Annotated in this window: 17 protein-coding genes and 1 pseudogene; 14 read left to right on the top strand and 4 right to left on the bottom strand. The window is 69.9% G+C overall.

All coding sequences use genetic code 11. The features are described 5' to 3' along the window. The first annotated feature begins 59 nt into the window (after window positions 1-59). The gene (locus OG718_RS46615) at window positions 60-1,598 is read left to right on the top strand and encodes an AMP-binding protein (protein ID WP_328847013.1); all 1,539 of its coding nucleotides are present in this window, start codon (window positions 60-62) and stop codon (window positions 1,596-1,598) included. Window positions 1,599-1,666: 68 nt separating this feature from the next. On the opposite strand, the gene OG718_RS46610 is transcribed toward OG718_RS46615, so the two are convergent. Then, window positions 1,667-3,235 carry a glycoside hydrolase family 53 protein gene (locus OG718_RS46610; RefSeq protein ID WP_143633519.1) on the bottom strand — a complete coding sequence of 523 codons (1,569 nt, stop codon included), beginning with the start codon at window positions 3,233-3,235 and terminating at the stop codon, window positions 1,667-1,669. Between the two features lie 295 nt (window positions 3,236-3,530). Continuing rightward, window positions 3,531-5,552 carry a beta-galactosidase gene (locus OG718_RS46605; protein ID WP_328847012.1) on the bottom strand — a complete coding sequence of 674 codons (2,022 nt, stop codon included), beginning with the start codon at window positions 5,550-5,552 and terminating at the stop codon, window positions 3,531-3,533. 309 nt (window positions 5,553-5,861) lie between these two features. Here OG718_RS46605 and OG718_RS46600 point away from each other — a divergent pair, with 309 nt between their 5' ends. Genes OG718_RS46600 through OG718_RS46585 form a run of 4 tightly spaced genes read left to right on the top strand, consistent with a single transcriptional unit; the run spans window position 5,862 to window position 10,034 of the window. After that, complete coding sequence (locus OG718_RS46600) at window positions 5,862-7,184, top strand: ABC transporter substrate-binding protein (protein WP_143633515.1); 1,323 nt, start codon at window positions 5,862-5,864, stop codon at window positions 7,182-7,184. After that, entirely contained in the window at window positions 7,181-8,104 is a 924-nt protein-coding gene (locus OG718_RS46595; protein ID WP_143633513.1) for a carbohydrate ABC transporter permease, read from the top strand. The genes OG718_RS46600 and OG718_RS46595 overlap by 4 nt, the downstream gene beginning before the upstream one ends. After that, complete coding sequence (locus tag OG718_RS46590) at window positions 8,101-9,006, top strand: carbohydrate ABC transporter permease (protein WP_143633511.1); 906 nt, start codon at window positions 8,101-8,103, stop codon at window positions 9,004-9,006. The genes OG718_RS46595 and OG718_RS46590 overlap by 4 nt, the downstream gene beginning before the upstream one ends. Further along, complete coding sequence (locus OG718_RS46585) at window positions 9,003-10,034, top strand: LacI family DNA-binding transcriptional regulator (protein WP_328847011.1); 1,032 nt, start codon at window positions 9,003-9,005, stop codon at window positions 10,032-10,034. Before OG718_RS46590 ends, OG718_RS46585 begins: the two co-directional genes overlap by 4 nt. A gap of 21 nt (window positions 10,035-10,055) precedes the next feature. Here OG718_RS46585 and OG718_RS46580 read toward each other — a convergent pair whose 3' ends face one another. Further along, window positions 10,056-10,466, bottom strand: coding sequence for an SseB family protein (locus OG718_RS46580; protein ID WP_306941436.1), 411 nt, complete (start codon window positions 10,464-10,466; stop codon window positions 10,056-10,058). Window positions 10,467-10,821: 355 nt separating this feature from the next. Here OG718_RS46580 and OG718_RS46575 point away from each other — a divergent pair, with 355 nt between their 5' ends. The 3 genes from OG718_RS46575 (at window position 10,822) to OG718_RS46565 (ending at window position 12,413) form a co-directional block, all read left to right on the top strand. After that, complete coding sequence (locus OG718_RS46575; RefSeq protein ID WP_143633505.1) at window positions 10,822-11,406, top strand: TMEM165/GDT1 family protein; 585 nt, start codon at window positions 10,822-10,824, stop codon at window positions 11,404-11,406. A gap of 140 nt (window positions 11,407-11,546) precedes the next feature. Beyond that, window positions 11,547-11,897, top strand: coding sequence for a VOC family protein (locus tag OG718_RS46570; protein ID WP_143633504.1), 351 nt, complete (start codon window positions 11,547-11,549; stop codon window positions 11,895-11,897). A 75-nt stretch (window positions 11,898-11,972) separates the two neighbouring features. Further along, a complete protein-coding gene (locus OG718_RS46565; RefSeq protein ID WP_143633502.1) occupies window positions 11,973-12,413 on the top strand; it encodes a MarR family winged helix-turn-helix transcriptional regulator in 441 nt (146 codons plus the stop codon). A gap of 40 nt (window positions 12,414-12,453) precedes the next feature. Here the strand turns inward: OG718_RS46565 and OG718_RS46560 are convergent, their stop codons facing one another. Continuing rightward, window positions 12,454-13,311, bottom strand: a complete 858-nt coding sequence (locus OG718_RS46560) for a LysR family transcriptional regulator (protein ID WP_143633500.1) — start codon at window positions 13,309-13,311, stop codon at window positions 12,454-12,456. Between the two features lie 335 nt (window positions 13,312-13,646). On the opposite strand from OG718_RS46560, the gene OG718_RS46555 reads away from it, so the two are divergent. The 6 genes and pseudogenes from OG718_RS46555 to OG718_RS46530 all read left to right on the top strand — a co-directional run bounded on the left by OG718_RS46555 (window position 13,647) and on the right by OG718_RS46530 (window position 19,136). After that, on the top strand, window positions 13,647-14,357 hold the full coding sequence (locus tag OG718_RS46555) for a lysophospholipase (protein ID WP_328847010.1): 711 nt from the start codon (window positions 13,647-13,649) through the stop codon (window positions 14,355-14,357). Then, window positions 14,354-15,242: pseudogene (locus OG718_RS46550) on the top strand (sulfurtransferase). Before OG718_RS46555 ends, OG718_RS46550 begins: the two are co-directional and overlap by 4 nt. Window positions 15,243-15,295: 53 nt before the next feature. Next, window positions 15,296-16,180, top strand: a complete 885-nt coding sequence (locus OG718_RS46545; protein ID WP_328847009.1) for an ABC transporter permease — start codon at window positions 15,296-15,298, stop codon at window positions 16,178-16,180. A 2-nt stretch (window positions 16,181-16,182) separates the two neighbouring features. Continuing rightward, window positions 16,183-16,965 (top strand): ABC transporter ATP-binding protein, encoded by a 783-nt coding sequence (locus OG718_RS46540; protein ID WP_328847008.1) that lies wholly within the window; start codon window positions 16,183-16,185, stop codon window positions 16,963-16,965. Continuing rightward, window positions 16,962-17,942, top strand: a complete 981-nt coding sequence (locus tag OG718_RS46535) for an ABC transporter substrate-binding protein (RefSeq protein ID WP_260694900.1) — start codon at window positions 16,962-16,964, stop codon at window positions 17,940-17,942. The genes OG718_RS46540 and OG718_RS46535 overlap by 4 nt, the downstream gene beginning before the upstream one ends. Before the next feature lie 93 nt (window positions 17,943-18,035). Further along, window positions 18,036-19,136 carry an LLM class flavin-dependent oxidoreductase gene (locus tag OG718_RS46530; RefSeq protein WP_143633492.1) on the top strand — a complete coding sequence of 367 codons (1,101 nt, stop codon included), beginning with the start codon at window positions 18,036-18,038 and terminating at the stop codon, window positions 19,134-19,136. Window positions 19,137-19,150: the final 14 nt, after the last annotated feature.

Here is a 19,150-nt window from a genome sequence, read left to right as displayed (position 1 = left end):
TAGGCACTTCGGACAGTAGTGGCCGCTGGTGGCATTGCGCAACGCCGGGGTAGGTACGTATGCATCACCGACCCGGAGGTGCCCTCGTGTACTACCCGCTGACCGTCCGTGACTTCCTCGACCGTGCGGCCCACGTCTATCCGGACCGCGTCGCCGTCGTCGACGAACCGGAGCAGCCGGGGCCGAGCCTCGGCGAGCCCACGTACCGGGAGTTGGCGGCGCTCGCCCGCGCGCAGGCCGCCAAGCTCGACCAACTGGACGTACCCGTGGGCGGCAGGGTCGCGGTGATCTCGCAGAACTCGGCGCGGCTGCTCACCTCGTTCTTCGGCGTCTCCGGCTGGGGGCGCGTCCTGGTGCCGGTGAACTTCCGGCTGACGCAGCCGGAGATCGACTACATCGTCCGCCACTCGGGTGCCTCGGCGGTCTACGCGGACGCGTCCTGTGCGGACGTGCTCGACACGCTCGACGTCAAGCACAAGTTCGTCCTCGGCGACGACGAGGATCTCTTCCTGCGCGACACGGAACCGCGGGAGTGGGCCGCACCGGACGAGAGCGCGACGGCCAGCGTCAACTACACGTCCGGAACGACCGCCCGCCCCAAGGGAGTTCAGCTCACGCACCGCAATCTGTGGCTGAACTCGGCCGTGTTCGGGCTGCACACCACGATCAGCGACCGTGACGTCTATCTGCACACGCTCCCGATGTTCCACGCGAACGGCTGGGGCATGCCGTACGGCGTCACGGGCGTCGGCGGCCGGCACATCGTGCTCCGTCAGGTCGACGGCGCCGAGATCCTGCGGCGCGTCGAGCGGCACGGCGTCACCCTGATGTGCGCGGCGCCCGCCGTGCTCAACGCCGTGCTCGACGCGGCCGCCGACTGGGAGGGCGAGATCCCCGGCCGCGACCGGGTGCGTATCGTCTGCGCGGGGGCGCCGCCGCCGACCCGCACGATCGAGCGGGTGATGGGCGAACTGGGCTGGGAGTTCATCCAGATCTACGGGCTGACCGAGACCTCGCCGCTCGTCACGGTCAACCGCGGCCGGGAGGAGTGGGACGACCTGGAGCCCACCGATCGCGCCCGGCGGCTCGGGCGGGCGGGAGTGCCCGCGCTCGGCGTACGCGTCGATGTGGACGTCGACGGTGAGGTGTTGACCGCCTCGAACCACAACCTGGACGGGTACTGGGACCAGCCCGAGGAGACCGCGAAGGCGCAGGAGGGCGGCTGGTTCCACACCGGGGACGGCGGATACCTCGACGACGAGGGCTACTTGGTGATCTCCGACCGCAAGAAGGACGTCATCATCTCGGGCGGCGAGAACGTCTCGTCTATCGAGGTGGAGGACGTGATCACCTCGCATCCGGCGGTGCGCGAGGTCGCGGTCATCGGGATTCCGGACGCCAAGTGGGGCGAGCTGGTCACCGCGCTCGTCGTGACGGACGGATCGGGCGTCACCGCAGAGGAGTTGATCGCGCACTGCCGTACGCGGCTGGCCGGATTCAAGACGCCCAAGCGGATCGACTTCGTGGAGTCGCTGCCCCGCACGGCGACGGGGAAGCTGCAGAAGTTCAAGCTGCGCGAGCCGTTCTGGCGGGAGTAGGGCAGGGGGTGTGGGGGTGACGGAAGCGGGTCCCGCTTCCGTCACCCCCACACCATGCCTTCAGGTCGTCACCGGTGGCTGAACCACGCCATCGCCGGCAGTGCCCTGTCGTCGTAGCCGAACAGGGCCTGGTTCTCCCAGCCGTTGCCGGAGGAGGGGTCCGTCGGGTCCCAGCCGTTGCCGGTGACCGCGGTCCAGGTGGACTCCCAGTAGAAGATGCCGAGGCCGCGGCCGTTCGGGACGGCCTCCACGATGCTCGCCACGTCCTTCATCCACTGGGTCTGGCCGGCGGTCGAGGCCGGGTAGCCGGACACCAGCTCGCTGCTGAGGTCGATGATGTTCTCGTGCGAGTCCTTGCTGTCGAGACGGAAGGGGTAGGCCGTCTCGGCGAGGTAGACCGGCTTGCCGTAGCGGGCCGCCGCGTCGTCCAGGGTCGTCTGGAAGTCGGCGAGCGTGCCGTGCCAGTAGCCGTAGTAGGACAGCCCGATGACGTCGAACTTCACACCGTTGGACACCGCGCTGTCGAACCACCAGCGGGTCCCCGCCAGATCGCCGCCCTTGGCGAGGTGCAGCGCCACGGTCGTGCCGGAGTTGACCGCCTTGACCGCGTCGTAGCCGGAGTTGAGCAGCCCGGCGAGCTGCGACCAGTTCGAGGTGGAGCCCTCGTTCCAGAGCATGCCGCCGTTGATCTCGTTGCCCACCTGCACCATGTCGGCCGTGGTGCCCTGCGCCTTCAGCGCGTTCAGGACGTCGTACGTGTGGTTGTAGACGTCGGTCTTCAGCTGGCTGTAGGAGTGTCCGGCCCAGGCGGCGGGCTTGGACTGGGCACCCGGGTCGGCCCAGGTGTCCGAGTAGTGGAAGTCGACGAGGAGCTTCATGCCCTGCGCCTTGACGCGCTTGGCCGTCGCCAGGACGCGTGCCTTGTTGTTGTAGCCGTCGGCGGGGTTCACCCACACCTTGAGCCGGGCGTAGTTCTGCCCGGCGGACTTGAGGATGGCGAGCGCGTCACCGGTCGTGCCGGAGCTGTACTTGTAGACGCCGCCCTTGGCCTCGCTCTTGGCGAGCGACGACACGTCGGAGCCCTTGATGGGCAGGCCCGCCGTGCCGGAGGTGAACGTCAGGTCGTCGACGTTGATCCAGTTGCCCGCCTTCGCATCGGAGTTGATGCTGATCGTGCACTGGTTGTTCGTCACGGCGACGGGGGTGACGATCCGTATCCAGCCGCTGGACGAGACCGGGATGTCGGTGCGCTGTTCCGAACCGCCGCAGTTCTTCAGCGCGAGGTAGGCGGAGTTCTGGCCGCCGCCCGAGCGCACCCAGGCGGTGAGCTTGTAGTTGCCGTTGGTGAGGCCCGAGAGGTACTGGTACGTCTCCACCTTGTAGGCGGAAGCCGAGTAGTGCGACAGGCGGTGGCTGCCGCCGTGGCCACCGGACTCCGTGAAGGAGGCCGCGGTCTGTCCGCCCGCTGAGTAGGTCGACCAGCCGGTCGGGGTCGCGGTGCCGGTGCCGTTCGACTCGAAGCCCGCGTTGGTGAGGGTGCTTGCGGCGTGGGCGCTCTGCGCGGGCAGGGCGGTGAGTGCCAGGCCTGCGGCCAGCGGGAGCAGCAGGGCCCTGAGTGTGCGTCTGGGATGGAACATCGTCGTCCGTCGTCCCTTCGACGTGATGATGTGGATGTGCCCCGGAGGGGGCTGAGGGGGGTGGGGTTCTTCGCCCCCGCCGCCCCTTCCCGTTCCCGTCCCTGGGGGCTGCGCCCCCAGACCCCCCTTGTCGGCCTGGACGGCCTCGTCCTCAAACGCCGGACGGGCTGAAGTGTCGGCCCGGGACGCGAAGTATTCAGCCTCTCCGGCGTTTGAGGAGCGGGGGTTCGGGGGCCGGCCCCCGAGCAGTGACGGGAATGGGTAGGGGCGGCGGGGGCGAAATCATTGGGGCGGGTCAGCCGTCTAGACGCACGACCCGGACGCCCCCCGCGGGTACCGCGAGGCGCCCCGCCGCCCGTTCGCCGGTGAGCAGCTCAGTACCGTGCGCATCGAGCGCGACCTTCGCGTCGACACCGGAGTGGTTGATCGCGAAGAGGAACGTCCCCGACTCCCCCACCCGCCGCACCACTTCGACATCCCGAGGCAGACCGGCACGAGGCGCGATCCGCGCGTCGTCGGCGGCCCAGCCGACAAGCGCGTCGAGCCCCTGGGCCGCCAACCGCGTGGACACGTACCAGGCAGACCCCTCACCGAGCCGGTGCCGGGTGACGGCGGGATGCCCCTCGGTGAGCCCGTCGGCGTACGTCCACACGGTCTCGGCACCGCGCGGCACGACGAACTCGGTCCAGACGTCCCCGGCGAGTTCGGATCCGTCGGGTCCGGTGATGCGGACCTGGTCGCCGGCGAGCAGTGGAGAGAACTCCTCGACCGTAAGGCCGAGTACGTCCCGCAGCGGGCCGGGGTAGGGGCCCTCGTGCACGGCGTCGCGCTCGTCGACGATGCCGGAGAAGTACGAGACGACGAGGGTGCCGCCGTTCTCGACGTACTCCTTCAGGTTCTGCCCGGCGGCCTCGGTCATCAGGTAGAGGGCCGGCACGACGACAAGGGGATAGGCCGACAAGTCGGCTTCGGGGTGGGCGAAGTCGACGGTGAGGTGGCGGTCGTAGAGGGCCTCGTAGAAGGCGTCGGCGCGCTCGCGCGGGTCGTGGTCCTCGCTGGGGCGCCACTGGAGGTTCTGCGCCCACCAGGAGTGCCAGTCCCACAGGACGGCGGCGTCGGCCTGGGTGCGGGTGCCGCGGACGGCGCTCAACGAGTCGACGGACGCGCCGAGTTCGACGACCTCGCGCCACACCCGGGAGTCGGTGCCCGCGTGCGGCAGCATCGCCGAGTGGAACTTCTCCGCGCCGCGCCGTGACTGCCGCCACTGGAAGAACATCGCGCCGTCGGAGCCGCGGGCCACATGGGCGAGGGAGTTGCGGGCCATCTGGCCGGGGGCCTTGGCCGGGTTGCGGGTCTGCCAGTTGACCCCCGACGTGGAGTGTTCGAGCAGCAGCCAGGGGGCGCCGCCCGCGACGGAGCGGGTGAGGTCGGCGGCCATCGCGAGGTTCACATGCGTACGGCGGCCGTCGGTGATCAGGTAGTGGTCGTTGGTGACGAGGTCGACCTCGCGGCCCCAGGCCCAGTAGTCGACGGAGTCGCACTGGCTGAGGGCGGTCATGAAGTTGGTGGTGACCGGGATGCCGGGCGCGAGGCGGTGCAGGATGTCCCGCTCGGCGACGAAGTTCTCGCGCATGGTGTCGTCGGCGAACCGCTTGTAGTCGAGCGCCTGGGCCGGGTTGCCGACCGTCGGGGTCACCCGGGGCGGGTTGATCTGGTCGAGGTCCGCGTACCGCTGGCCCCAGAAGGCCGTGCCCCAGGCCTCGTTGACCGCGTCGACCGTGCCGTACGTCTTGCCGAGCCAGCGGCGGAAGTGCGCGGCGCAGCTGTCGCAGTAGCAGGCCGAGACGGGGACGCCGTATTCGTTGTGGACGTGCCACATCGCGAGCGCGGGGTGTTCGGCGTAACGGGTGGCGAGCCGGGTGGTGATGTTCGCGGCGGCCGAGCGGTAGTGGGTGTTGCTGTGGCAGATGGCGCCGCGCGAGCCGAACTCGTAGCGGGTGCCGTCGGCGGCCACGGGCAGGGCTTCGGGGTGCTCGCGGTAGAACCAGGCGGGCGGCGCCACCGTCGGTGTACCGAGGTCGGCGCGTATCCCGTTCTCGTGCAGCAGGTCCAGCAGGCGGTCGAGCCAGCCGAAGTCGTATTTCCCGGGCTCGGGCTCCAGCAGCGCCCAGGAGAAGATTCCGACGCTGACCATCGTGACGCCGGCCTCGCGCATCAGGCGGACGTCCTCGGGCCAGACGGTTTCCGGCCACTGCTCGGGGTTGTAGTCCCCACCGAAGGCGAGCCTCGTGAGGCCCTTGGGGGTGGTCTCCGGCATGGAATGTCTCCCGGTCGATCGATCATTTGGGAACGTGCACACACAGCTCCAGTGGCGCGAGGCCAACATAACCGCACAGCAACAACCATTGACAAGTGTCCTGGATGTTTCTCTACTGTGAACGCTCACAGAAGCAGCACGGGTGAGCCGGGGGGCGCGCCGGTGTCGAGGTCGCGAGTGCGCGGAGGCCCGAAGGGCTGAGCACGGTCGTGCTCTCGACACCGGCTGAAGCGCCCCGGAGGCGAGCCGCACAAGAAAAAGGGGCAGGCCTCCGCAGCAGGCGGAGACCACGGTCAGGGAGATAGATCCATGCCACACACGAAGCTGCGTCGCCTCGTGACCATCTCGGTCGCCGTCACGCTCGGCGCCACCGCACTTGCCGCCTGCGGCTCCTCGGACGACAACGACAGCGAGGCCGACTCGGGGCCGGTCTCGCTGACGTACTGGTCCTGGACGCCTGGCATGGACAAGGTCGCCGACCTGTGGAACAACGGCCAGGGCAAGAAGGACCAGATCAAGGTCACGGTCAAGAAGCAGGCGTCGGGCGACACGCTGGTCACCAAGATCCTCACCGCGCACAAGGCCAAGAAGGCCCCGGACCTGGTCCAGGCCGAGTACCAGGCTCTGCCGACCCTGGTCAGCAATGACGCGCTCGCCGACATAGCCGGCGACGTGGACGGCGTGAAGGACAAGTTCGCCGACGGCGTCTGGCAGCAGACCACGCTGGGCTCGGACGCGGTGTACGCGATCCCGCAGGACTCCGGGCCGATGATGTTCTACTACCGCCAGGACCTGTTCAAGAAGTACGGCCTCGAAGTCCCGCAGACCTGGGACCAGTTCGCCGAGACCGCCCGCGCGCTGAAGAAGAAGTCGCCGGGCACGGACCTGACCACCTTCTCCGCCAACGACTCCGGTCTCTTCGCCGGTCTCGCCCAGCAGGCGGGCGCCAAGTGGTGGACGACAGAGGGCCAGAAGTGGAAGGTCGGCATCGACGACGCGGCGACGCAGAAGGTCGCCGACTTCTGGGGCGGCCTCGTCAAGGAGGGCGCGATCGACAACCAGCCGATGTACACCCCGGCCTGGAACAAGGCGCTCAACACCGGCAAGCAGATCGCCTGGGTCAGCGCTGTCTGGGCGCCCGGCACCCTGACCACCGCCGCGCCCGACACCAAGGGCAAGTGGGCGATGGCTCCGCTGCCGCAGTGGTCGCAGAGCGACGACGTCACGGGGAGCTGGGGCGGTTCGTCCACGGCAGTCACCACGGACTCCAAGCACAAGTCGGCCGCCGCGAAGTTCGCCGCCTGGCTGAACACGGACCCCCAGGCGCTGACCGCGCTCGCGAAGGAGGGCGGCATCTACCCGGCCGCCACGACCGCGCAGACCAGTGACGCGTTCGCCGAGCCGCCGGCCTTCTTCTCGAACCAGAAGGACTTCTACACCCAGGCCGCCGACATCGCCAAGAACACCGCGCCCTCCGCCTGGGGCCCGAACGTCAACGTCGCGTACACCACGTTCAAGGACGCGTTCGGCTCCGCCGCCAAGAACAAGTCGGACTTCGGCGCCGCGCTGAAGACGATGCAGGGCGACACGGTCGCCGACCTCAAGAAGCAGGGCTTCGAGGTCGCGGAGTGACGAGCGCACGCCGGAGGTCGTACGGGGTCAAGGGGGCCCCGTACGCCTTCCTCCTCCCCGCGACGATCCTGTTCGCCCTCTTCTTCGCGCTGCCCATCGGCTACGCGATGTGGCTCAGCCTGCACAAGGTCCAGGTCAAGGGCCTCGGCCTGGGCGCGGGCGCCCGCAAGGAGGTCTGGGCGGGCCTGGAGAACTACACCGACTCCCTCACCGACTCCCAGCTGCTCGACGGAGCGCTGCGTGTGCTCGGCTACGGCGCCATCGTGGTGCCGGTGATGCTCGGGCTCGCGCTGCTCTTCGCGCTGATGCTCGACACCGACCGGGTCCGCCTCGCGCCGGTCACCCGGCTCGCGATCTTCCTCCCGTACGCCATTCCGGGTGTCGTCGCGGCGATGCTGTGGGGCTTTCTGTACCTGCCGGACGTCAGCCCCTTCTACTTCGTCCTCGACAGGCTGGGCATGCCGCAGCCGGACCTGCTGGACGGCGGGCCGCTGTACCTCGCGCTGTCCAACATCGCGGTGTGGGGCGGCACCGGCTTCAACATGATCGTCATCTACACCGCGCTGCAGTCCATCCCTGCAGAGGTGTACGAGGCGGCGAAGCTGGACGGTGCCACCCCGCTGCAGATCGCGATCAGGATCAAGATCCCGATGGTGGCGCCCTCGCTGGTGCTGACCTTCTTCTTCTCGATCATCGCGACGCTCCAGGTGTTCAGCGAGCCGACCACCCTCAAACCGCTGACCAACTCCGTGTCCACGACCTGGAGTCCGCTGATGAAGGTGTACCAGGACGCCTTCGGCAAGGGTGACATCTACTCGGCGGCGGCGACCGCGGTGATCATCGCCATCGTCACGCTGGTCCTGTCCTTCGGCTTCCTGCGGGCCGCGAACTCCCGTAACAAGCAGGAGGCAGCACAGTGAGTTCTCTTGCCGTCCGCAAGGCGTCCCCCGCCGCGGGCACGACGCCCGGCACCGCCCAGGGGCCGCCGCTGCGCCGCCGGATCGCCTTCGTCCCCACGGTGACGCTGCTGATCGGCGCGGTCTACTGTCTGCTGCCGGTGGCGTGGGTGGTGATCGCGGCGACCAAGTCGGGCAGCGAGCTGTTCTCGACGTTCACGTTCCTGCCGGGCACGGGCTTCGCCGACAACGTCTCGGACCTGAACGCCTACCGCGACGGCCTGTACTGGAAGTGGATGGGCAACTCCGCCCTCTACGCGGGCCTGGGCGCCCTCCTGTCGACCGTCGTCTCGGCGTTCAGCGGCTACGCCCTCGCGATCTACCGGTTCCGCGGCCGCGAGACCATCTTCAACATCCTGATGGCGGGCGTGCTGATGCCGCCGGTGATCCTCGCGATCCCGCAGTATCTGCTCATGGCCAAGGCGGACCTCACGGACTCGTACGCGTCCGTCCTGCTGCCGCTCGTCCTGTCGCCGTACGGCGTGTATCTCGCGCGGATCTACGCAGCCGCCGCCGTGCCCGCCGACGTCGTCGAGGCGGGGCGGGTGGACGGGGCGAGCGAGCTGAGGATCTTCACACGGATCGCGCTGCCGATGATGGTGCCCGGACTGGTGACGGTGTTCCTCTTCCAGTTCGTGGCGGTGTGGAACAACTTCCTGCTGCCGTACATCATGCTCAGCGACGACGAGAAGTTCCCGATCACCCTCGGTCTGTTCACCCTGCTCGAACAGGGCTCCAACACCCCGGCCCTCTACACACTGGTGATCACCGGCGCGCTGCTCGCGGTCGTTCCGCTCATCGCGCTGTTCCTGGTCATCCAGCGGTTCTGGAGCCTCGATCTGCTGTCGGGAGCCGTAAAGTCGTGACCATGAGCCAATCGGGGGGCCGGCGCAAACCGCCGACGATTCACGATGTCGCGCGCGAGGCGGGAGTCTCCCGAGGGACCGTCTCGCGCGTGCTCAACGGCGGGCACTACGTGAGTCCCACGGCCCAGGAGGCGGTCAACGCCGCCATCCGCAGGACGGGTTACGTCGTGAACCGGCACGCCCGCTCACTGATCACCGGACGCTCGGACTCGATCGGCTTCCTGCTCACGGAGCCGCAGGAGAGGTTCTTCGAGGACCCCAACTTCAATGTCCTGCTGCGGGGTTGTACGCAGGCACTGGCGGCGCACGACATCCCGCTGCTGCTGATGCTCGCGGGCACCGAGGACGAGCGGCGCCGCATCACGCGGTACATCACGGCGGGCCATGTCGACGGGGTGCTGCTGGTCTCCAACCACTCCGGGGACCCGGTCGCCGAGCAGCTGCGCGAGGCGGGGGTGCCGCTGGTGATGTGCGGCAAGCCGATCGGCGTCGGCTCCAAGGTGAGTTACGTTGCCGCGGACGACCGGGACGGCGCCCGTGACATGGTGCGCCACCTGGTGTCCCTCGGCCGTCACCGTATCGGCGTGGTGACCGGTCCCCTGGACACACCCGGCGGTGTGGAGCGGCTCGCGGGCTACCGGGAGGTGCTCGCCGAGGCGGGCATCGAGTTCGACGAACGGCTCGTCGTGTCCGGTGACTACAGCCGGGCCAGCGGCGAGGCGGGCGCGGAACGGCTCCTGGCCCAGTGCCCGGACGTGGACGCCGTGTTCGTCGCGTCCGACCTGATGGCTCAGGGCGTACTCACCTCCCTGGAGCGGGCCGGTCGCCGTGTCCCGGAGGACGTCTCGGTGGGCGGCTTCGACGACTCCTCGGCCGCCCTGGCCGCCCGCCCCCAGCTGACGACCATCCGGCAGCCGTACGACCGGATCAGCGCCGAGATGGTGCGGGTGCTGCTCGCCCAGATCGGCGGGGAGGATCCGGCGGCGGTGATCCTGCCGACGGAACTGGTGAAACGTCAGTCGACCTGAGCCCCCTGAGACCGGGGTGACTCACGCGGCTTTCAGGGGTGGGCCCAGCAACAGGTGCACGCCCTCCGCCGACAGCGTCACGGCCTCGGGTGAACCGGGGTCGATGGTGAGTGCCAGGCCGCGCCCGGGCCAGTGAGCCGGAATCATGCCCAGGGGTACGAGGTGGTAGCACTGGACGTCCGGCAGGGTCTGCGCCATGCGCTCCTCGGACGTGAAGACGAGGACGGCCCGGCCGATGACCGGCAGGGTCAGTTTCCGGGTCTCCGTGTCGGAGGCCGGCACCAGCACCTCGGTGCCGGCCAGCCGGGTCCGCGCGTCGCCGTCCAGGCCGTTGTGGGCCAGGACGCTCAGAGCGCGCAGGATCACATCGGACGTGTCCGACGCCTCTGACGCGTCTTCGGAGCTTGTCGTTTCGTGAAGTGAGCCGTTCATGAGGGTTCCGCTCGTGAGTCGCGGGCGGGACCATCCCTTGCCCGTCCGCGTCGAGTGTTCTTCGCATACCCCCCGCCCGCACGCTCATGCGAAGGTCGTATGGGTGTCCTGTACACTGAGTGACTGCGAAGGGGAGTAGTCCTGCGAACCGGTCGTCGACACACTGGAGCCCTCGGGTTCCCGGTGGCCGGGCCCGTGTGATCACACGGGTGGACGAGACCTTCGGCCAGGCATCGATGTGCCCGCAGTCCTTGCGGCGCACCCGTCATGCCGGGCCGATCGGTTCTCCCGTCGCCCCGGTCGAGGGCGCTTCGCGAAGATCCGGGGGCCCGGTCCCTACAGAAAGCCACCCGGAATGCATCTCGACCCACTGGCGATCCTCACCGCCTTCGGGCTGATCTTCCTCGCCGAGCTGCCGGACAAGACGATGTTCGCGTCGCTCGCCATGGGCACCCGTATGCGGCCGCTGTACGTGTGGTTCGGTACGTCCACCGCGTTCGTCGTGCACGTCGCGATCGCCGTCGGCGCCGGAAGCCTCATCGGTCTGCTGCCCGACTGGACGGTCAAGTCGGTCTCGGCCGCGCTCTTCGCGTTCGGCGCCTTCATGCTGCTGCGCGGCACGGGGGACGACGACGAGGAGGACGCCGGCGGCCGGACCGTCACCGGCTTCTGGCCCGTCTACACGACCGCCTTCATGGCCGTCTTCATCAGCGAGTGGGGCGATCTCACGCAGATCACGACCGCCAACCTCGCGGCCACCAACGGCGTCGCGTCCGTGGCCGTCGGTTCCGCGGCCGCCCTCATGTCGGTCTCCGCGCTCGCGCTGCTGGCCGGGCGGTTCATCGCCAAGCGCGTACCGCTGAAGACCGTGCAGCGGATCGGCGGGCTGTGCATGCTCGGGCTCGCCGTCTGGTCGGTCGTGGAGATCTTCACCGGCTGACGATCCGCGCTCCGGGGCGACCGGTCAGGATCGGAGAAGCGTGCTCCCGCCCCTCGGCCATAACGTGATTCCACCGGCGAGAAACCGGTCCGAACCGGTGACGACCGCCGGTGGAAATCACGACAACCGAGGAGCCCGTCATGGCCGAAGGCCTCAAGACCATCACCTATCCCGTCAAGGACCTCGCCCGGGCCAAGGCCCTGTTCGGCACACTCCTGGGAGTGGAGCCGTACGTGGACGAGGCGTACTACGTGGGCTTCCGGGCCCCCGGCGGGCCGGAGGTCGGGCTCGACCCCAACGGTCACGCGAAGGGCCTGACGGCGCCCGTCCCCTACTGGCACGTCGGCGACATCAAGGCGAGCCTCGCCGGTCTCGTCGACGCGGGCGCCGAGGTGGTCCAGGACATCCAGGACGTCGGGGGCGGCACGCTGATCGCCTCCGTGAAGGACGCGGACGGCAACGACGTCGGTCTCATCCAGGAGGCGTCCTGAGCAAGGTGAGCAACTCCATGCAAATGCACTAGTTGCATGGTAAACAATGAACGCTTTCTCTGTTACCGTGCGGATATGGCAGCAGAGAAGGTCGCTCCCCGGCTCGAGGACCAGTGGCGGGACATCCTGTCGGTGCACGCGCGCACCATGTGCGAGATCGACCGCGAGCTCCATCCGCACGGCCTCGGCGCCAGTGACTTCGAGGTGCTCGACATCCTCGCGTCGGGCACGGCGACCGCGGGCCCGGACTCCGACTCGCAGTCGAGCACAGGCACCGGCTCGGGCCCGGTCGACCAGTGCCGGGTGCAGAACATCGCCGACCGGGTCCATCTGAGCCAGAGCGCCCTCTCCCGCCTCATCGGCCGCCTGGAGAAGGAGGGCCTGGTGGAGCGGAGCGTCTGCCAGGAGGACCGCCGCGGGGTCTGGGTGGCCCTCACCGGCAAGGGCCGCGACCTGCACGGCGAGGTACGCCCGCTGCAGCGCGCCGTACTGGCCCGCATGCTGGCCAAGGACTGAGGCACCCCGCCAAGAGCCGCGTCTCCCGGCGAGGACCGAGTCAGCCCGCCGGGCGCAGCAGGTTCCGTACGGCCTCGAACGCCGCCGCGACCGTCGCCGGGTCTGCGCCCGGCCGGGCCAGTGCGCTCATCGGGATCGGTGTGACCGACGGCAGTCCGTCGTACGGGCTCAGTCCGTCCGGCGCGGGCCCGACCGCGGCCAGGAGCGCTACGCCCACGCCCGTGCGCGCCACGTCGAGCACCCCCGCGAGATAGCCGGCGTCGCCGACGACCGTGGCGGCGACGCCGTGCGCGGCGAGGGTCGCGATGGCCCGGCGGCGGATCGCGCACGGGTCCTCGATGGCGACCAGCGGGACCGGGGCTGGCGCCGTCGGCGGCGTCCAGCCGGGAGTGGCGTGCCAGGTCAGCGGGAGACCGCCGACCGGAGTCCCCTCGGTGGCCGCCGCCTCCGTCACATACACCGCGACGTCCACGCTGCCGCGCTCCACGGCCTCGACGAGCCGTGCCGAGCGGTCGATGCGGAAGCGCACCCGGCAGCCGGGCCGCACCTCCTGGACGGCCGCGGTCAGCCGGGGCAGGAACTGGTCGGCGGCGTGCTCGGTGGACCCGATGGTGACGGTGTCGCCCTCGGTGTCGAGCAGTACCCGCACGGCCTCGTCGTGGACGGCGAGGATGCGGCGGGCCTGCTCCACGAGGAGCCGTCCCTCCGGGGTGAACCGCGTACCCCGGCCCTCGCGTTCGACGACCGGGCTCCCCAGCGTCTTCTCCAGCCTGCGCACATGCTGGCTGACCGCGGACTGACTCAGGGCGAGGGAGTGGGCCGCACGGTGGAAACCGCCGCAGTCGGCTATCGCGGTCAGGCTGCGCAGGGCCACGATGTCCAGGACAGGTTGGGGCATACGGCGACCGTAGCCCGCCTCCCGCACCGATCGCGATAGCTGATCGATTTCGATGCGGAATCGTCGTTGGACGGAATCCGCCCCGGCCGGTCATGATGAACCCATGGTTCCCACGACCGCTTCCGCTGCCCTTCTGACGCAGCGCCGAGTCATCGACTTCGGCGTGGCGTGCAGCGCGCGCTGTCGTTGATTCCCCGCCGGTCACCGGCGTTCCCGCTCGGCCTCCACTGATCGTGTCTCCCCTGCCCTGACACGTGTCGGCAGGCTGCCGCGCCTCCCCTTTTCGCTCCTGCGGTCCTCCTTTCCCCTGCCCTGAACAAGGGAGTTGCTTCCTCATGCCCTCCTCGCTGTCCACCTCCTGGGACGAACCCGAAGGCCTCGCCGCCCGCGGCACGTTGATCGTGCTGGCCGGCCGGGGCGAGCACGGTGGTGTGTACGAGCGGTTCGGCCGCCGTCTCGCCTTCGACGCCTATCGCGTGCGTGCCCTCGGTGACCCGGCCGCCGATCCGTCCGTACTCGACGAGGCGGCCAAGCTCCTCGCCGACGAGTCCCTGCCCGGCCCGAAGGTGCTGGTCGGCTCGGACACGGGCGCCCTGTACGCCTCTCGGCTCGCCGCCGAACAGACCCCGGGGATCGACGCGCTGATTCTGGCCGGTCTGCCCACCGCCCCCTGGACGTCCGGGAGTTGGGAGGCCGAGGCCGAGGCACGCACCGCCTGCCCGACGCACCGGGCCCGCCTCACGAACGACCCGGGCTTCCGGCGCGGGGCACTGGACACGGCCCCGGACCTGCCGGAGCCGCGCCTGGATCTCGTACGGGTTCCGGTGCTGGCCCTGCACGGGGCCGAGGACGCGGTGAGTCCGCTCGCCGATGCACTCAGCGCGTACGAGGGACACGCCGGCGTACGGACCGTGACCTTCAACGGCGGCCGACACGACGTGCTCAACGACGCGCTGCACCGCACCGCCGCCGCCACGGTCGTGCTCTTCCTGGAGCGGCTGCGCCTCTCCCCCGAGCTGCCCGCGATCGCGGAGGGCCTCGCATGAGCGCCCGGGTGACGACGACGGTCGCGGAACTGCGCGAGCTGCTCGACTCCGGGCAGCCGCCCGTACTGCTCGACGTGCGCTGGGCGCTGGGCGACCCGCACGGCCGGGACCACTACACGGCCGCTCACATTCCGGGGGCGGTGTACGTCGACCTGGACCGCGAACTGGCCGGTCCGCCGAGCCCGGAGGGCGGCCGTCATCCACTGCCGGACCTCGCGGATCTGCAGGCGGCTGCGCGGAGTTGGGGCCTCAAGGAGGGGCGGCCGGTTGTCGTGTACGACGACCTGGGCAACACGGCAGCGGCCCGCGCCTGGTGGCTGCTGCGCTGGGCCGGAGTTCCGGAAGTGACCCTGCTGGACGGGGCGTTGGGCGCGTGGCGGGCGGCGGGGCTGCCGCTGGAGTCGGGGCCCGGGCGCGACAAAGCCGGATACGGATGCGCCGAGGCCGGACCTCGATGCGCCGGAGCCGGACGACATCGTCCTCCGGCCGGGCGGACTGCCTGTGACAAACGCGGACGGCGCGGCTCAACTGGCCGTCACGGGGCTGCTGTTGGACGCCCGCGCCGGGGAGCGCTATCGCGGCGAGCAGGAGCCGGTCGACCCTCGCGCGGGTCACATCCCGGGCGCTGTCTCCGCTCCGACCGGCGAGAACCTCGCGGCCGACGGGACGTTCCTGCCGCCCGAGGTGCTGCGCAAACGGTTCGAGGACCACGGCGCCGGTGACGCGGCCGGGATCGGCGTGTACTGCGGGTCCAGTGTCACCGCGGCCCACCAGATCGCGGCCCTCGCGATCGCCGGGTTCGACGCGACGCTCTTCCCCGGCTCCTGGTCGGCCTGGTCCGCCGATCCCGCCCGCCCGGCCGCGACCGGTTCCCTGCCGTCCTGATGCGCACCGAGCAGTCCCGAACCGCCTTCGGCCGTCCCGAGAGGAAGACCGCCATGCCGACGAAACAGATCGGGGTGACAGCCCCCGTACTGGAGAAGCCCGAACCACCCGCCGAGCCCTCACCCGCCCGCGTCACCATCCGCGGTACGGCGCATCTCCCCCGCCGCCGCCTGTCCGTCCCCCGTTCCGTACGCCGGGCCGCCGGACCGGTCGGACTGGTGCTCCTGTGGTTCCTGGGCTCCGCCACCGGCGTGCTCCCCGAGTCCGTGCTCGCCTCGCCCGTGGATGTCGTACGCCAGGCCGTCGAGCTGACGAAGACCGGCGAACTGCCCGACGCCATCGCCGCGTCCGGGCGCCGGGCGGCGACCGGCTTCCTCATCGGAGGCACGGTCGCGCTGTCGCTGTCCCTGCTCGCCGGGCTGTTCAGGCTCGGGGAGGACGTCATCGACTCCTCCATGGGCATGTTCCGGGCGATCCCGTGGGTCGGTCTGATCCCGTTGTTCATCGTCTGGTTCGGCATCGAGGAGACCCCGAAGATCGCACTGGTGGCCCTCGGTGTGACCTACCCGCTGTACTTCAACATCTACGGCGGCATCCGCTCCACCGACGCCCAACTCGTCGAAGCCGCACGGATGATGGGGCTCGGCAGGCTCGGTCTGATCCGGTACGTCATCCTGCCGAGCGCGCTGCCCGGTGCCCTCGTGGGACTCCGGTACGCCCTCTCCACCGCCTGGCTCGCCCTCGTCTTCGCCGAGCAGATCAACGCCGACGCCGGGCTCGGCTATCTGATGAGCAACGCCCAGCAGTACTTCCGTACGGACGTCATCGTGCTGTGCCTCGCCGTGTACGCGCTGCTCGGCCTGGCCTGCGACTTCGCCGTACGCGTCCTCTCGCGCCGCCTGTTGAGCTGGCGTGCCTCCTTCGACGGCGAGGCGTGACCATGACCGCGAACACCGTGACCAAGACTGAGACGGCAGTGCAGAACAGTGTCGAGATCCGGGGGCTGTCCCGCGCCTTCGACGGCAACACCGTGCTGCACGAGCTCGATCTCGACATCCGTGAGGGCGAGTTCGTGGCCCTGCTCGGCCACAGCGGCTGCGGCAAGTCGACCCTGCTGCGCATCCTGGCCGGGCTCGACGACGAGATCGGCGGCGAGGTGACCGTGCCCGCCCGGCGCAGCGCCGCGTTCCAGTCGCCGCGGCTGCTGCCCTGGCTGAAGGTGTGGCGCAATGTCGTACTCGGGCTGCCCGGCCGGCCCGACCGGGCGCTGGCCGACAAGGCACTGGACGAGGTCGGGATCGCCGAGCGGGCCACCGTCTGGCCCAAGACGCTCTCCGGCGGTCAGGCGCAGCGGGTCTCGCTGGCCCGCGCCCTCGTCCGCGAGCCCGAACTCCTGCTCCTGGACGAGCCGTTCGGCGCGTTGGACGCACTGACCCGGGGCAAGGTGCAGCAGCTCGTCGCCGAGCTGTGGGAGCGGCACGGCTGCGCGATCCTCCTGGTCACGCATGACGTGGAGGAGGCGCTGCTGCTCGCCGACCGGGTGCTGGTGATGGACGAGGGGCGCATCGCCCACGAGATCACCGTCGAGCTGCCACGCCCCCGCGATCTGACCGCCCCCGAGTTCGTCACGCTCCGCGCCCGCCTGCTCGGCTGGCTCGGCGTCACCCACACCGGTACCTCCGACGTCCCCAACTCCCGTACCCCCGAAGGGAACCCCTCGTGAAGCGCACCATCTTCCGTACGCTCGCCGCCGCTCTCGGTCTGAGCGCCCTGCTGACGGTGACGGGCTGCGGAGGGGATTCCGCCGCGGACTCGGCCGGCGGCTCCTCGGAGGTCACGCTGACCATCGGCGACCAGGCCAAGACCCTCCAGACGATCCTCGCCGGTTCCGGGGCCCTGAAGGGGGCCGACTACAAGGTGAAGTGGGCCGAGTTCGAGGGTGCGGCCCCGCTCTTCCAGGCCGTACAGGCGGGCGCCGCCGACACCACGTACTCCGCGGACCTGCCCGCGCTCCAGGCGCTCAGCGGCGGGGTGAGGTTCAAGAACGTCGCCGCGCTGAAGAACGACGGGCATCACACCGGGATCGTCGTCCGCAAGGGCTCGGACGTGAAGAGCGTCAAGGACCTCAAGGGCAAGAAGGTCGTGGTGTCCTCCGCGAAGGGCAGCATCGCCGAGTACCTGCTCGCCAACGTGCTTCAGCAGAACGGCCTCAAGTACTCCGACGTGAAGGTGCAGTACCTGCTGCCGACCGACGCGCAGGCCGCCTTCTCCTCGGGGAAGGTCGAGGTCTGGGCCACCTTCGGGGTCTACCAGGCGGTCGGCCTCCAGCAGGGCGGCAGGCTGCTCGTCGACGGCGCGGACGGGCGGATCAGCGGCTACGGCTTCATCGGGGCCTCCGAGAGGACGCTCGCGGACAAGGCGAAGAAGGCCGCGCTCGGCGACTTCCTGAAGCGGCTCGGTACGGCCCTGAAGTGGACCAGCACCCACCAGGACGCGTACGCCGACGCCATCGTCGAGCGCAACGGCGCCGACCCCGCGATCGCGAAGACCCTGGCCTCGGCCGCGTACAGCAAGGTGCTGCCCGTCACTCCCGAGGTGAACGGGACCGTCCAGGACGTGGCCGACCTGATGCACGGCATCGGTGTCCTCGACCCGAACGTCGACGTGGCGAAGTCCTCCGACGCCTCCGTCCTCAAGTAGACGCCTCCGTCCTCAGGTAACGGCCCTCAAGCAGCAGCTCTCAAGCAGCGACCGAAGCGCTCTCAAGTCGCCTGCCAAGCAAAGGAGTTCACCATGCCTGTCGAGTTCATCAGCGCCGTGCACACCGACTCCGGGGCGTCCGGTCCGGCCGCCGCGAGCCGTACCGGCCTCGATGTCGACCATCTGCGCAGGTACGCCCGGGCGTTGGACGACGGCGGCTTCGACCACACCCTGGTCGCCTACCACTCGGCCTCGCCGGACGCCTTCCAGATCGCCCAGTTCGTGGCCACGCACACCGAGCGGGTCCGTCCGATCCTGGCGCACCGGCCGGGCGTGATCTTCCCGACGCACGCGGCACGCGCCCTCGCCACGCTCGACCGGATCAGCGACGGCCGGCTGACCGTGCACATCATCTCCGGCGGCAGTGACGAGGAGCAGCACCGCGAGGGCGACTACCTCGACAAGAAGGAACGGTACGAGCGGTCGGACGAGTACATCCAGATCCTGCGGAAGGTGTGGCAGGCCGACGGACCCGTGTCGCACGAGGGCACGTACTTCAGGTTCGAGGGCTACTACTCGGACGTGAAGCCGGTGAACGGCCTGGTCCCGATCTCGGTCGGCGGGTCCTCCCAGGACGCGTACCGCGTGGGCGGGCAGCAGGGCGACATCTTCGGGCTGTGGGGCGAGCCGCTGAAGGAGACGGCCGAGCAGATCGCCGCCGTGAACGCGGTCGCGGACGCCGCCGGGCGCCCCCGTCCCCGTATCTGGGTGTCGTTCCGCCCGATCATCGCGCCCACCGACGAGCTGGCCTGGGAGAAGGCGCACCGCACCCTGGGCGTGCTGAAGGACCAGGCGCAGAACACCGAGCTGCTGCGCCACTACAAGACGAGCGGCCGCCCCGCCAACGTCGGTTCGCAGCGGTTGCTCGACATCGCCGAGCGGGGCGAGGTGCACGACCGCTGCCTGTGGACGGCCCCGGCGGTCGCCACCAACGCGGCCGGTGCCTCGACCGCACTGGTCGGCTCCCCCGAGACGGTCGCGAAGGCGCTGCTCGACTACGTCGACATCGGCTGCGACCTGCTGTCGATCCGCGGCTACGACCCGCTCAACGACGCGATCGACTACGCCCGTTACGTCCTGCCGCTGGTCCGGCAGGAACTCGCCCACCGCGCTGCCGCGGAACAGGCCGCCTGACCACCCCTCCCCCG

Source organism: Streptomyces sp. NBC_00258 (assembly GCF_036182465.1).
Lineage (GTDB): Bacteria > Actinomycetota > Actinomycetes > Streptomycetales > Streptomycetaceae > Streptomyces.
This window is presented reverse-complemented; position numbering and strand designations above follow the sequence as displayed.

Excerpts from the sequence above, each read along its gene's own strand:
- OG718_RS46555 (WP_328847010.1), top strand. The coding sequence starts at position 13,647 with ATGCCCTCCTCGCTGTCCACCTCCTGGGACGAACCCGAAGGCCTCGCC.
- OG718_RS46600 (WP_143633515.1), top strand. The coding sequence starts at position 5,862 with ATGCCACACACGAAGCTGCGTCGCCTCGTGACCATCTCGGTCGCCGTC.
- OG718_RS46530 (WP_143633492.1), top strand. The coding sequence starts at position 18,036 with ATGCCTGTCGAGTTCATCAGCGCCGTGCACACCGACTCCGGGGCGTCC.
- OG718_RS46580 (WP_306941436.1), bottom strand. The coding sequence starts at position 10,466 with ATGAACGGCTCACTTCACGAAACGACAAGCTCCGAAGACGCGTCAGAG.
- OG718_RS46610 (WP_143633519.1), bottom strand. The coding sequence starts at position 3,235 with ATGTTCCATCCCAGACGCACACTCAGGGCCCTGCTGCTCCCGCTGGCC.
- OG718_RS46575 (WP_143633505.1), top strand. The coding sequence starts at position 10,822 with ATGCATCTCGACCCACTGGCGATCCTCACCGCCTTCGGGCTGATCTTC.
- OG718_RS46570 (WP_143633504.1), top strand. The coding sequence starts at position 11,547 with ATGGCCGAAGGCCTCAAGACCATCACCTATCCCGTCAAGGACCTCGCC.
- OG718_RS46545 (WP_328847009.1), top strand. The coding sequence starts at position 15,296 with ATGCCGACGAAACAGATCGGGGTGACAGCCCCCGTACTGGAGAAGCCC.
- OG718_RS46605 (WP_328847012.1), bottom strand. The coding sequence starts at position 5,552 with ATGCCGGAGACCACCCCCAAGGGCCTCACGAGGCTCGCCTTCGGTGGG.
- OG718_RS46560 (WP_143633500.1), bottom strand. The coding sequence starts at position 13,311 with ATGCCCCAACCTGTCCTGGACATCGTGGCCCTGCGCAGCCTGACCGCG.
- OG718_RS46540 (WP_328847008.1), top strand. The coding sequence starts at position 16,183 with ATGACCGCGAACACCGTGACCAAGACTGAGACGGCAGTGCAGAACAGT.
- OG718_RS46565 (WP_143633502.1), top strand. The coding sequence starts at position 11,973 with ATGGCAGCAGAGAAGGTCGCTCCCCGGCTCGAGGACCAGTGGCGGGAC.
- OG718_RS46615 (WP_328847013.1), top strand. The coding sequence starts at position 60 with ATGCATCACCGACCCGGAGGTGCCCTCGTGTACTACCCGCTGACCGTC.